Genomic DNA, 13732 nt, shown 5'->3' on the forward strand with positions numbered 1-13732 from the left:
AGTTTTAAAAATACTCCGTGCCCAAGCACCCTATGAAGTAATCGCTACATAGAGTTACCTAGGGTTTTGTACTAGGTAACTCAGTTTATGAATTAAAACGTGAAGCGCACGGTGACAGAGTGATGACTTGATTCTTTAACTTTGACAAGTACTTTTGCACCATCTGGAATGGTGGTATTTGCAGTCAACTTGTTGTCGCCAGCAAAGTTAAACTCCGCATTCGTTTTTTTGCCATCCGCTAGCACAATAATGCTTCCTGTCACTTTTTCACTTGGGTAAGGTTTACCGTGATCACGAAGGTATAGACTGGTACCGGTTTCAGCACGTACAAGTTCAAAAACCATTTCGTGCTCCACTTTCACTACCCCGCCATGAAGGGGCTTTGTACTGCCATGCGCGTTCGTATTTGGGGTGAAAATAAGTGCACTGAGCGCAAGTAAAATAACTGTGATAATTGAAGTTTTCATATTTATAGTCTCTTTATATTTATAGTAAATGGCGCAGCAAACTTTGGATAAATTACCTAGGCGTTGCTGCACAAACCTGTTAAATCAACTCTTTCGAATTGCTGCTGAGCCATAGTTCGGTCGGCTTTTTACCAAACTTCCAATAGAGTAATGGCGTCAATAAAATATCGAGCAAGGTGGAACTTACTAGGCCCGAAAAAATGACAATGGCGACTGGGTGCAAAATTTCTTTACCAGGCTGATCGGCAGCCCAAAGCAACGGAATAAGCGCAAACGCTGTCACCATGGATGTCATTAGGACGGGAGATAATCGCTCCTTTGCACCGCGAACAATGAGTGCTTGGTTAAAGGTCGCTCCTTCGAAACGGATTAAGTTAAGGTAGTGACTTATTTTTAGAATGCCGTTACGTGCAGCAATCCCCGTTAAGGTGATAAATCCGACAACCGACGCGACAGAAAGCGATGTTGAGGTAACCCACATAGCGACTACAGCACCCACCAGCGCCATAGGCAAACTGCACATAATAATCGCGGCAAATACGAGGGATTTATAACGCATGTACAACACCAGAAATATCAGTGCGAATGACAAAATTGACAATGTTATTAGCAATCGCATGGCTTGCTCTTGCGCTAAAAACTGTCCCTCTATACTGACAAAGCTGCCTTGTGGTAATGAATGAGCAGCAACGATTTCCCGTATATCACGCAACAGCGCTTTAACATCGACATGCTCGCTATTGGCATAAAGCACGAGGCGACGACGGCCATTTTCTCTGAGAATTTGATTTGGCCCATCAAGCAGTGCGATATCTGCAATATAAGAAACGGGAATTGCCCCCGCGGGAGAGGCGATTAACGTATTGCCAAGTTCTTCGGGCGTGCGGTTTTCGTCATCAAGCCTCAACACCAACTCAAAACGTTTAATGCCATCGATCACATCCGTCACCCCTAGGCCCTCTGTTAGCATGTTTAGTTGGCGAAGTGCAGATCCTGGCGTCAGTCCAAATTTGGCGAGTTCAGCGTATTTTATCCGAATACTGAGCTGCGGTATTAACACCTGTTTCTCAATACTGATATCGACAAGACCAGGTACCGACGTGAGTTTATTGCGCAGTGCTTCAGCACTAATACGTAGGCCCTCTAAGTCTTCACCAAACAGTTTTATCGCCAGTTGCGCGCGGACCCCTGACAACAAATGATCCAGACGGTGCGAAATTGGCTGACCAATGGCCACTTGACCTGGCAGCACAGAGAGCTTGTCGCGTATTTCAGCAAGTACTTCGTCTCGACTTCGCTGTGAAGGCACTAGATCAACATCGACTTCTGAAGAGTGAACCCCCTCTGCGTGTTCATCTAGCTCCGCTCGGCCAGTTCGCCGACCCACTTGCGACACTTCAGGCACAGACAGCAATAACGACTCCGCCAAGTGCCCCATTTTGTTTGACTCAGCTAACGAAGTACCCGGCTCAAATATGATCCCCAGCACCAGCGAACCCTCATTAAATTTGGGTAAAAAAGCGCGAGGAAACTGCGAAATACTCGCCGCAGCCACAACCGCAACTAGCGCAGCTGTGGCAATAAGCGGCTTTGACTTAGGCAATGCCAACTCAAGCCAATTCCCCTGCCAACATTTAAGTTTGTTGACTAACCAGCTGTCACCTTGATGGATAATTTTTGCATTTGGCAGTAGGTAATAACAAAGTACAGGGGTGACTGTCATTGAGACCAGTAAAGAGCCTAAAATCGCAATGATATACGCCAGTCCAAGTGGAGAGAAAAGCCGTCCCTCAATACCCGGTAAGGCAAACAAAGGCAAAAATACCAACACAACAATTGCGGTTGCGTAAACGATGCCAGAGCGCACTTCTACGCTCGCGTGCCAAATCACATCAAACACTGGCTTGGGGACTTGCGATTGTGCGTTGAGCTTAAGGCGTCTCAAAATGTTTTCTACATCCACAACAGAGTCATCTACAAGCTCACCAATAGCGATGGCCAAACCTCCTAGGGTCATCACATTGATACTTTGACCAAGCCACTGAAAGATAAGTACTGTCACCGCAAGCGAAAGCGGAATTGCAAACAAGGAAATAACCGTCGTTTTCACAGACAGCAGAAAAAGAAACAATACAATTGTAACCATTATGGCACCATCGCGCAGAGCCTCGGTTACATTATCAATTGACGACTTAATAAAGTCCGCTTGCCGAAACAAAACTTGTGGTTTTGCTAGTCCCTGTGGAAGCCCTAAACTTAGCTCTTCGAGGGCCATTTCTATTTGCTGGGTCAACTGAACCGTATCAGCACTGGGTTGTTTTTGAATATTAATAACGACCGCAGGTTGACCATTGAACCCGCCATCGCCCCGCTTTTCTGCCGCAGAGTAACGCACTGAAGCAATCTCAGATAACAATACTGGACGCTCGTTTTGCCAACCAACAGCGAGGTTTTGTAAATGGCGGATATTTAACGTTCGACCCTGATGACGGATCAAGTACTCTTGATTGTTGAGGTCGATAAAGCCCCCACCAAAATTTGCTGCAAAATCGGCCAGTGCGCTTTGTAAATCTGCTAACTCAATATCAAATTGACGCATGCGCTGTGTATCTGGCGCAACTCTTAACTGACGGACTTCCCCGCCTATAGGAATAACTTGGGATATACCCGGTATCGCAAGCAACCTTGGCCGAAGGACAAAATCTGCGTACTCGCGGGCCTCCATCGCATCCCCTTTTCCATCAGTATCAATAGGTAATGCAATCAACATCACCTCACCCATAATAGAGGAGACAGGTCCCATCACAGATGTGACACCTATTGGAAGTTGCTCAGCAGCTAAATCTAAACGCTCTGAGACTAACTGGCGATTTCGATAAATATCCGTATCCCACTCAAACTCGATATAAACAATCGACAAACCAATACCGGACGTAGACCGAATACGCGTGACACCAGTCACACCATTGAGTAAGTTTTCTAGTGGAAAAGTAACAAGTTGCTCAACTTCCTCTGGCGCCATTCCACCCGCTTCCGTCAGCACAGTAACAACGGGTTTATTCAGGTTTGGAAATACATCAACTGGCAGTTTTTGCCCCTGTATCACACCATACACAATCATCACAAAGGCCAGAAGTAAGACAATCAAGCGATGTTTTAGACTCGATTTAACTAATACATTAAACATACTTTGGCTATCTCACTTGATTCAATAAAGATGCACCTTCAATCACCACGCGATTGTCGGCCCCAAGCCCTTGGGTAATAAGTACAAAACCCGGTTGCAAGTGTTCATATTTGATCGGTTGAGGTAAAAAACGCTCAGCAGAGAGCTTAATCCAGACCTGAGGTAGATTGTTCTGGCTCAATACAACCGCACTTGCCGGTACGACAATGCCTTTCAGTGATTCATTGATTTGCACCTGCACGCTAAGATCTTGATTAATCAATATATCTGTTTTGTCGCTACTGTGTTGCAGCTCAAAGTTTAAATGGACTAAGCCATTTACAAGTTGCGGTGAATGGCCAACATAGCGCAATGACAAATCTGGTCGCGTCATCACTGCGGCGCTCTCCAACCGATTTGGCAAACTTGGGTCACTGGTGCTTGCTTCAATTAGCAGCTTATCGGCAGAGATGATCTCAAATAAACGCTCCCCAGCTTCTACCCACTGACCTCGAGACACCATGTGATTAACCAATAAACCTGAAATTGGCGCAATTAGCACCTCTGGCTTCTCCAGCCCTTTTTGTAGCGCGGCAGCTTGCTGCCTAAAGCTTAGTAACTCTGTTTCAAGCTGCTCTAACGCTTGTTTTGAAGCCAAATCTCCTAACTTTTTCAAACGAGAAACATCTCGGTGGGTTTGAGCGATTTGATTTCGAATCGCAATCAATTCACTGTTTTGGCTAGCAAGTTCGTAAGCAGTGTCCTGATAGCGAATTAGTCCTAGAATGTCCCCAGCATGCACTCGAGTGCCACTGGGGAGAATGCCAGCTTCTGGCGCATCGAGTCGACCATCACTGCTCGATTGGATCTTGGCATACCCATCAGGGTGAGGTTTAGCAATTGCATCTAAGCGAACATGCTTTTTTGCTGTGGTTTCGACTACAAACTGAGTTCGAATACCCAGTAGTGCCTGATGCTTCATTGGCATGCGCACAGAGCCATCAGCTTGTCGGCCCAAATCACCAGATGCCTTATTCTGTTTTTGTTCAAGATGTTCACCATTTGGGCCATGCGCCCCCGGAGAAGCCAATATTGGCAGTGAACACATACTCAATGAGAGTGCAATAGTACGCAGTAACCTCACGATTTACCCCCTTTTACTTGACGGCCTAATAGAAACCCGCCAGCAAACACAGCAAGGCCTACCACGAAAATATGCCACGGGAAATGTGCATGCTCCTCATTGTCGTGACTTAGACCCCGGACAAGCACGCTAGAATTATCAAGGGTTACAAACAGTAAGTCGCCACTCTCTTCAGTGGTGATGGTGAGTATGATTTCATGTATACCCGACTGCTGGAGTTTACCCAACAAGGCTTGTTCACTCAGGCTGTAAGCGCCCAATTGTTCTGAGAACTTTGCTTGTGCAACTTGACCATCAAGGTCTAGTTCAATCGAGGCATTCTTAACGGGTACATTTGTTTTGAAGTCATGGAGGTAAATCAGCACTTGATCATTGAGCAACTCGCCGACCAACTCATATGCCTCGGTGAACCCTTCAAACTTGGGATTAACCAATGCTTGAACTTTATTAGGGGTATCTAGGTGCTCACCATTAGGTCCATGGGCACCGGGTGAAGCCTGTATGCTGAATACGATAAATATTGATGAAAATATGATAAGTAGCTGACTACTTATCATCGTCTGCATTTTTTGCAGCGAAAATAAATTTAATAACATAATAAATCCAAAAAACGACAATACGAGCCAGTGCAAAAGCGCTGACTAGGAACAGTGAATTTGGATTAAGCTTTAGGGGGTGGCGTGCTATGTTTTAAAAAAGGAGGTGACCAATTCGCGCCCAAAGATATGATGGGGCCCATTGGCTTAATTTCAGGTGTTGACACAGGGGCGACTTCGACAACAGCTGTAATGCAGCATTCTAAGTCTTGATTGATATGTTTTACCGCTTCTTTTGAAAAAGACAGCGTATAGTCAGTTTCGTCATCATGGTCGTGACTATGCGGTTGACCAATCTCATGCAGTAAACTGTGCTCATCACCTTGCGACCTATGCTCTCCTTCATGCGCAACCATTCCGAATACCTGAGTACTCAGAATGCAAAGCATCATAAATATAAGAGTTAGTTTGCGCATTAGACGATCTTAAAGTGTCAATTTGGTCTGATGCTACCACCGAAATAAAAGAACCTCAATTTTTAAATGTATCTAAATAATAATTCGTATTACCGCCGACGACTTTGATTTGTACTAGACCGACCTTGGGAGAAAACGTCGACCGTTTTTCGTTTTCAACTACGCTCAACTTCTTTGAAAACTAATTGGATAGACATTTTGGGGTGAACAGGCATTTGAATTAATAGACGCTATTTCAATGAGCATCGTGTTTTTGATTCCATACGCAATTAAGGTCAATGAAAAACTGAAAAGGTAAATTTCTTAAAATTTTTGTCCACCAAATAGTGCTAATTTAACATTACCCGCGTATATTTCTTTGTTCTCTTTATTTTGTAGTTACAACGTGATGCGCAATTATTTATTCTTAGCTTTGTTGATACCTTTTTCGAGTTACTCTGCCACCATGCAACTGGCGTTTTTGGATGAGTTTATCATTCCCGCAAATTTACATGTTAATGGTGATGAAGTTGGCGGATTATCGAGTATTGAGTACGTTGATAGTAAGTACTTATTGATTGCCGATGATGCTGATAAACCACGCTACTTTCAGGCAAGTATTGATATTGAAAAGAAGCAAATTACACAAGTAAAATTTGAAAAGTCTCATGCACTTGTGAACAAGGGCGCTAAATCAGGTTTTGTTGACCCTGAAAGCCTCCGTGCTATCCCCAACAGTAAAGACATCGTATGGTGTAGTGAAGGCAGCGTGAAATATCAACAAGCACCTGCAATCTACTTGCAGTCAAGCGATGGACTTTCTTCATTTAAGCTGCCAAAAATGTTCGATATTTCAGATAACGCTGGCCCAAGGCATAACGCGGTATTCGAGGGCTTAACACTGGCAATCTCAGGTAAAGGTATTTGGGCCTCAATGGAGGGGGCGCTCAAACAGGACGGTGAGGAGGCAAACATCAAACATGGCGCTATGGTGCGTATTTCACACTTTGATTTTGCAACTAAACAACTGGACAAGCAATTTGCCTATTATCTAGAACCACTTGTAAAGCGACCAGAAGCAAAAGCAGATGCTTTTCGCACCACGGGCTTGGTTGAAATACTTCAAGTCAATGAGCATCAGTTTTTAACCATGGAGCGCTCATACACGTCTGGACTGAAAGATGGTGGAAATAGCGTAAGTATCTACCTTATAGATATTGAAAAAGCGACAGACATCAAAACCATGGCATCTCTCAAAAATCAGCAATACCGCCCTGCTGAAAAAACGTTGGTGTTAGATATGGAAACAGTTAAAGCGCAATTGGGCTCACAGCATATAGATAACTTAGAGGGGATGACGTTTGGCCCTAAACTCGCCAACGGTAATCAAAGCTTATTAATGGTGTCTGATAACAACTTTAATGTACATGGTAAGCAACTCAGCCAAGTATTATTGTTTGAGGTTAAAACAAAGTAACCTGCCTCCTACTGGGCACGCTAAGTGTGTGTTGAAACGAGCAACGCCTTTATAGCTCGTTTCAACAGCGGCTTTATCCAATTGTAAAATACGGCAAACTAAATCTACATATTCCGATGACACTGTTGCCTATGCTCAAGGGTTTTCGTGTTGTGGTATTTAATTTACGGGTATTTGAGATTGCCACTTTGATACAGGGCAGAAACCATGCGAACTCGTCTACTTAACGTCGACACTTATTCCCTTAAAATACCTCACTCACATTCATTCTAATTTAATAAAAGCGCATGGGCACGATTATGTAGACAAAGTTAATCCGTCTAAAAATCACTCACCTCATCATCCAAAAAATAAAAAACACCAATAAAAAATTAACAACAATAAAACAAATAAAAAACACACGCTATATTTATTAAAATTAAAAAAACCAAAAAACATTAAAATAAAAATCAGATCAATAAATAGAAAAATACATATTGACTTTAACAACCAAAAGAAAAATCATAAATATATTATTTATATTAAAAGGAACTATAATGAAACTAGGCAAGAAATCATTTGCGCTCGCATTATCATTTGGTACAGCATTCTCAGCACAGGCAATTGAGTACCTATATAGTTATGATAGTGTATTAAATGGCTTAGATGATAAAACCAATATTGCGTATATAGATCTTAACAGGCAAGGGAGTATCTTACACGGCACTAGTCCAGATGGTGGCGTTTTATCTGGCACAATTGAGCAGATCAATAACACACACTTAGGCTCTGGTGAGGTGGAGCGCTTCTCATTTAAACTACTCGAAAATGGCAGCCTAAAATGGTTTACAGGCCATGCCACAAATACGGGCTGGCGTGGCGCATGGTTTGGTCCTAATGGAGAGCAAGGAGACTTTACGATCGATGCTAAAGCGCCTTCGAACATTGTACCTAAGGCGGCTGATGTACTTGAATTTAAAGCAGATACAATCTTTTCTGGTGGTCGTTATGACAAGCACAATTACTGGAACGAAGACTTTTTAGTTGATTTACACGGTCTAGGGCCTATTCCGTTTGCCGACGTAGATCAGCGTAAAGGCGTTTTGGTGCAATCTGATAATGGTGGCTTGCCTTTCCCAATGTCTTTTGAAATCACATTTAAAAGATCTTTTACGCTTCAGACGTTTAGACTGGGCTCAATCAACAATGGGCAAGGAACCAGATTAACTCAGTTTAACTTTGATGTTTGGGACGGAACTCAATGGGTGAACAAGGGTAAATTCAATTTCCCAGCCATTGAAGAACGCAGAACATTCGAAAAAAATGAGTTCACATTAGATGAAATTGTAACAACCAACAAAATACGAGTTTCAGCAATGGGGACAGCTGATATGTCAACAAATGGACGAGTTTTCATGTGGGGGTTGTCTTTCCACTAAACTGACCAAACGATCACAATTAGTGGACACTCAATATACGGTCCACTAATTTACAAAAAATAAAGTATATAAAATAGGCTTGTACAACAAAAACGCAAAGCTAATAAAAATTAACTAATAAAAACCGCACATCAATTAAGAGAGAGAAAAAATTATTAAACAATTAATATTCCCTCACCATAAAATCATACCAACTCTTATGTTTTATTGAAAAACTACCCGCAATAAAACTTTTGCGCACAATTGAACACGTATAAAAACGATTTATCCTACTTTCTCGACAAACGTTAAGGAATTAACATGAAAAATCCATGGCCTTTATTATCATTTGCCGTAATAAGCAGCAGCGTATTTGCACAGCAAGCACAGTTTGATGGAACGTATAAACTCAAGATGGACTCCGAACATAATGGTGTTCTCTCTAACGAAGTAACATCTGAGTATGCTTTTCAAGGGTTTAATACGCACTTTATTGCCACCTCTGTTGAAAAGATTTTATCAGGTGCCACTAGCGCAAACGGTACTAGCATTCGATTTGAAATAAGCGATCTAGTATCTGGCCAAAATCAGTACTTTTCTGGGCATAAAGGTCCAAGCGGTAGTTACCAAGGTAGTTGGCACAGTAATGATGGTACCTCTGGTGATTGGGGTCTTGTGAATAATCAGCAACAGGCCTTTACAACATGTAAGCAGATTCTAGACGCTGGTGCCAGCACTGGCGATGGCATCTATGAGATTGTTGACGACAATAATGAGCCCATGTCGGTTTATTGTGACATGACTTCTCACGGCGGTGGTTGGACATTAGTCGGAAGCTACCCAAGCACAGCAGCAGGCGGGGTTAGACGGATCACAGAGTATGGTCAATTACCTGAAACTAACCCAACTAATCCGACAAAACTATGGCTATATCAGGGCGACCTTTCTAGGTTCAGCGATGCAAAAGAACAAGTTGCTTGCCCTGTTGGCGCGTATTGTGACAATGGCAAAACAGCCTTTGCGGACAATCTAACCACGCATGAACTTGGCCTAGTTCGATACTCTTGGGGTTACTTAGACCGCGTGGATCATATGCCAGAGCTGATTAAAATTCCAGCTTGTAGAACCGATTACAACGATGCGAGTACATTGAAAACAGCCTGTGTTAACCCTGCGTACCTACAATGGGACGACACAGTTTACCGCCCAACGTACCAAGTTGGTTGGCAGATTGATTTATATGGTACGACTCACTGTTGGGTAGCGCGTGGTGAATACAAACAGACTGGCAAAGGCTCTACACGATGCATTACAAACGCAGAACCAAACGGCTCTACGTTCGCCTTGCTTTGGATGCGTTAATCACTCGGAATACTAATTAAGCTAGGGCTATTTCGCCCTAGTTTAATCCCTCTGCGTACTACACGATCTAGCCTACAACACTTAGCGTTTCTTGAGCGTTAATTTGCTGTTTACTCTGCCAAAATTTAGAGTCTAGATAGCGCCTTTCGCGACGATAATGTCCCAGCAATTCATTTAAATAACTGTTGTATATATCGGTCATCGTTTTGCTGTACATGCCGAGAGATTGTTTATTACCTTTAAATAAGTCATCTATCGCAATTGCCGCTTTTTCAGCCATATAGATTGCCGTTGTCATTCCGTGTGAAGACAGAGGGTCAAATGACATTGCCGCATCGCCAGCCAGTAACCAATTATTCCCACTTAATCGACTAACAATATGACTGCTTGCATTTAAGACCTTCACCTCAAAAGCGCTGTTCGGTAGTATCTTTTTAAACCACTGCGTTTGACTGGCAATACCATGCCAATTTTTGGCTTGCTTTAACTTGCCAAAGTCTGGCGTATGTTGATTGCAAAATATGGCAATCATACTTTCTTTATCATTTATTTTTGATACCAGTGTCCAACCATCCTCAATCGACTCTACGACCACTGATGGCTGCGCTTTTGAAGGTGTTTGGACAACAACATTCGCGACAAATGCACTGAGTTTGTCAAATGTGTGTCTATGCAAGTTTAAGATTCTTGGCAAGTAACCTTGGCGACCACTGGCATCAAGTAAGAATCGAGCTCGGACCTTGATGTCGGTCTCTGTGACGTAACTTCTAACAATACACTCCCAACCCCCCTCTTGCTCTGAAACTTCCTTCACTTTACCTGAGATCACACATGCACTCGGCAGTTGCGCCTTCACTTGCCTTACCAACGCGCGTTTGTCTACCTTCCAACCATGATGATGCGCCACCAAAGGTGCTGCTTGTAGTATATGCGTGCCCCACGCTGAAACCATGCCCGAATGTTTAAAATGCGGTGACACGTTAAGCAAATCGAAAAGCCCGAGCCGCTGAAGCATAGGTTCGATACTTGCAGGGAGACTTTCCGCCAATCTCAATTGAGAAGTGACACGATCATCGATTAGCGCAACCTGATAGCCTTTGTCGACTAGCTGCTTGGCTGCAACAGTCCCAGTAATACCGCCACCGACGATTAAACAGTCATACTCTAACCCATCGTTCATTGATACATCCTTTTGCTAAAGGCACCAAAGTGCCTTTAGTATTTGTCACCTTTAATTTTTATCAGCTTCGCTGTAAGCGACATAAACCACATTGGGAATGCCAGACGCACCGGGGTCATCAACAGGCCTTGCCATCACCATCCCCATTTTTTTCCACTGACTTACCATCTGAATGAGCCCATTGGTATAGCCCCCTTCAGCGTGATAACCAACAAAACCTAGGTCCGCAGTATGGAGCCACTCCAAACGCTGTGAGAACTGCTCTAAACGCATATGTGCGAAGGTCTCTGCTGACATGCCTTGCGCAATATTGTGTGTCATGCCATTAATTTCGGGTAGATCGGCTGATTGGCTGTCTTTGAACTTTTCATATCTAGCAAGTGGCAGTACATGCACCGGCAAATTAGCCGCCCACCATGAAGGGATTGGAAAATCTTCAGGCGTATATACCGCTTGGCAACTCGCCGCATCGGATTGCCAAGGGATCCCCATCCACTTGGTTAAATCACCGGGCGTGCTTCGCCACAACCACGCCGCTTCTGAATTGGGATCGACGGACTCCGTAACGTTGTCTACTGCAATCACATGTCCAAAGTCTTGATACATATTCGGTGAATTTAGTCCCTGTAGATCTTGCTTAAGCCTAAACTCTCTTAGGCCTAATAAATTGATCTCTGGTGTCACGCCACTTACATACTGGTTATCGCTATAAATTAAGTTGTGACGCATTGGCCAAGTCAGTTCAACACCCGGGTGGAACCCGCCACCATATAACGCATCGAGCGCGCCACGCGCGCAGAGCAATGCGCTGTTTTTAGCGTGTTTGAATTGTTCACTATAAAAGATGCCAAGTTCTTCAATCGTCCGTGAGCTGTCTTTTTCGGCTTGTGTGACTGTAAAATCTCCCGTCGCCCAATTTTGCAAGTGCTGATACATAAATGGCGGGATAGCAAACCACTGAACAGGGCTTCCTGGGTAATCTATACCGTCATTTGGATAAAACGGTAATTTCAATGAGGACGTTACTGGACGAGGTGCAATATCGGTCATGTCCTTACTGGGAATAATCCGACTATTGTTCACCCATTCATTGCTACTTTGGTTAGGGTCAACGATGTCAACATCTTGGTCAAACAAGGGGTTTCTAAATTGATTGAAAATCCCTTCTCTTAGCGACTTTGCCGACGCAGTATTATCTAACAACTCTGAAAAGCTCAGTTCGCTATTTAATTCCCGAATTTGCGTGTTAACCGCATTATCTGAAAAGTCAGCTTGGTTTACCCACTGCATTCTGTAAAGTCGATACAAGATAGGAAACACATCACTAAATTGGGTCTCGAGTTTGTCTAAGTCCTGCTCTTTTAATGCCGCACCGGAGACCATGTCATACATAGTGACAATAGGTTCAATTTGCGGTGCATAATCAGGAGGTGTCGTGGCTATCCACGCGCTACTTTGTTCATCACTGACTTCAAATGTATCGCCATTTTTAAGCTCAACAACCGCAGTCACACGACCATCACATATGTCGTCAAACCAATTTGAGTTATCTGCAAAATCCGTATTCTGCGAAGAAGGAGACAGAGCTTGAGAAACCCCATTACCAGCGTAAAATCTCAACACACCGTCATTGCTGCACTCTAAAGAACCTTGCAGTACATTGTGGCGCTCTGACAAGTTAAGTAGATCGCTTAAACGGTTGTTTTTATCAGGTTCGTTTGCAGGGAACTTGCCACTGAGTTTGACCTGAGTCTGGCAATTACTCGATACACTCCCTTGGCTTGAGATCACCAGCTGCTTTCTGAGGCTATTGGTAATCACATTTGGGTTTCTTCGCTTCGCTGTCATCGCAGGAGCGAGTCTGTGTTTGCTGACATTTTTACTCAGATTACCACTACCCTGTGTATGCAGTGACAGATCCAAAGCGTTGTTGTAGTCATACCAAAATGACTTTTTATTGGCCACCTCAACATACCAAGTGACTTTATCTCCCTCTTCCAGCTTCAATTTTTCGACTGGATTGCCCTGTTCGTCGCATTTATATACGTAAAAGTTTTGTGCTTGCTTTTTGACGGCATGTAAATAGTGGTCATTCAGCACCTTAAGTATTGCATCTTTGATTTGTTGCAATACAGATTGATAATTTCCCACCTCTATAAATTCTAAGTTATCAAGGCTGCGCACAAGCTGTGATTGCGGTACCAAATTTGATAACTGAAGTACGTTAAGGCATTTTTCGATATCTGCTAATTCGAGGTTGCAAGTATTATTAGCAATCAGTTCTTTATGGACTCGTTCTATTTCCGGTGTAGCTCGCACATCAAAGGCATTATCGACTAAAGATTTGAGTTCTTGCTCCGTAACTAAATACTGTACATCAGTATCATACAAATGAGCCCAAGGTACCTCAGGAGTGGACAGAGATAGTGACTTGATTGCGGGACCATTACCAACTCTCGCAATACCCAGAGGCGGGTAAATTTTATACTGACTATTTGTCATGGGTTGTCCTTAAAATAACTAAATATGAAATGTTAATGAGCCAAAA

Annotated in this window: 10 protein-coding genes; 3 read left to right on the plus strand and 7 right to left on the minus strand. The window is 43.3% G+C overall.

The annotated features are described in order from the left end of the window. Positions 1–92: 92 nt before the first annotated feature. The 5 genes from A7985_RS11355 to A7985_RS11375 all read right to left on the minus strand — a co-directional run bounded on the left by A7985_RS11355 (position 93) and on the right by A7985_RS11375 (position 5789). Entirely contained in the window at positions 93–467 is a 375-nt protein-coding gene (locus A7985_RS11355; protein ID WP_065790587.1) for a hypothetical protein, read from the minus strand. A 79-nt stretch (positions 468–546) separates the two neighbouring features. Continuing rightward, on the minus strand, positions 547–3654 hold the full coding sequence (locus tag A7985_RS11360) for an efflux RND transporter permease subunit (RefSeq protein ID WP_065790588.1): 3108 nt from the start codon (positions 3652–3654) through the stop codon (positions 547–549). A gap of 7 nt (positions 3655–3661) precedes the next feature. Continuing rightward, positions 3662–4777, minus strand: a complete 1116-nt coding sequence (locus tag A7985_RS11365; RefSeq protein WP_256096741.1) for an efflux RND transporter periplasmic adaptor subunit — start codon at positions 4775–4777, stop codon at positions 3662–3664. Continuing rightward, complete coding sequence (locus A7985_RS11370) at positions 4774–5373, minus strand: hypothetical protein (protein WP_065790589.1); 600 nt, start codon at positions 5371–5373, stop codon at positions 4774–4776. Before A7985_RS11370 ends, A7985_RS11365 begins: the two co-directional genes overlap by 4 nt. Before the next feature lie 65 nt (positions 5374–5438). Beyond that, positions 5439–5789 carry a hypothetical protein gene (locus A7985_RS11375; protein ID WP_065790590.1) on the minus strand — a complete coding sequence of 117 codons (351 nt, stop codon included), beginning with the start codon at positions 5787–5789 and terminating at the stop codon, positions 5439–5441. 388 nt (positions 5790–6177) lie between these two features. Between A7985_RS11375 and A7985_RS11380 the strand changes: the two genes are divergently transcribed. The 3 genes from A7985_RS11380 (at position 6178) to A7985_RS11390 (ending at position 10004) form a co-directional block, all read left to right on the plus strand. Further along, entirely contained in the window at positions 6178–7245 is a 1068-nt protein-coding gene (locus A7985_RS11380; RefSeq protein ID WP_065790591.1) for an esterase-like activity of phytase family protein, read from the plus strand. 536 nt (positions 7246–7781) lie between these two features. Next, a complete protein-coding gene (locus A7985_RS11385) occupies positions 7782–8663 on the plus strand; it encodes a hypothetical protein (protein WP_065790592.1) in 882 nt (293 codons plus the stop codon). A gap of 300 nt (positions 8664–8963) precedes the next feature. Then, entirely contained in the window at positions 8964–10004 is a 1041-nt protein-coding gene (locus A7985_RS11390; protein ID WP_065790593.1) for a fibrinogen-like YCDxxxxGGGW domain-containing protein, read from the plus strand. Between the two features lie 67 nt (positions 10005–10071). Here A7985_RS11390 and A7985_RS11395 read toward each other — a convergent pair whose 3' ends face one another. Both A7985_RS11395 and A7985_RS11400 read right to left on the minus strand, forming a co-directional pair. After that, a complete protein-coding gene (locus tag A7985_RS11395) occupies positions 10072–11184 on the minus strand; it encodes a tryptophan 7-halogenase (RefSeq protein WP_065790594.1) in 1113 nt (370 codons plus the stop codon). A 51-nt stretch (positions 11185–11235) separates the two neighbouring features. Further along, positions 11236–13686, minus strand: coding sequence for a LodA/GoxA family CTQ-dependent oxidase (locus tag A7985_RS11400; protein ID WP_065790595.1), 2451 nt, complete (start codon positions 13684–13686; stop codon positions 11236–11238). Between the last annotated feature and the right edge of the window lie 46 nt (positions 13687–13732).

It is taken from the genome of Pseudoalteromonas luteoviolacea (assembly GCF_001696455.1).
Classification (GTDB): domain Bacteria; phylum Pseudomonadota; class Gammaproteobacteria; order Enterobacterales; family Alteromonadaceae; genus Pseudoalteromonas; species Pseudoalteromonas luteoviolacea_C.

What these genes read in the sequence shown, in the direction of transcription:
- A7985_RS11355 (WP_065790587.1), bottom strand. Translation starts at nt 467, where the DNA reads ATGAAAACTTCAATTATCACAGTTATTTTACTTGCGCTCAGTGCACTT.
- A7985_RS11360 (WP_065790588.1), bottom strand. Translation starts at nt 3,654, where the DNA reads ATGTTTAATGTATTAGTTAAATCGAGTCTAAAACATCGCTTGATTGTC.
- A7985_RS11370 (WP_065790589.1), bottom strand. Translation starts at nt 5,373, where the DNA reads ATGTTATTAAATTTATTTTCGCTGCAAAAAATGCAGACGATGATAAGT.
- A7985_RS11375 (WP_065790590.1), bottom strand. Translation starts at nt 5,789, where the DNA reads ATGCGCAAACTAACTCTTATATTTATGATGCTTTGCATTCTGAGTACT.
- A7985_RS11380 (WP_065790591.1), top strand. Translation starts at nt 6,178, where the DNA reads ATGCGCAATTATTTATTCTTAGCTTTGTTGATACCTTTTTCGAGTTAC.
- A7985_RS11385 (WP_065790592.1), top strand. Translation starts at nt 7,782, where the DNA reads ATGAAACTAGGCAAGAAATCATTTGCGCTCGCATTATCATTTGGTACA.
- A7985_RS11390 (WP_065790593.1), top strand. Translation starts at nt 8,964, where the DNA reads ATGAAAAATCCATGGCCTTTATTATCATTTGCCGTAATAAGCAGCAGC.
- A7985_RS11395 (WP_065790594.1), bottom strand. Translation starts at nt 11,184, where the DNA reads ATGAACGATGGGTTAGAGTATGACTGTTTAATCGTCGGTGGCGGTATT.
- A7985_RS11400 (WP_065790595.1), bottom strand. Translation starts at nt 13,686, where the DNA reads ATGACAAATAGTCAGTATAAAATTTACCCGCCTCTGGGTATTGCGAGA.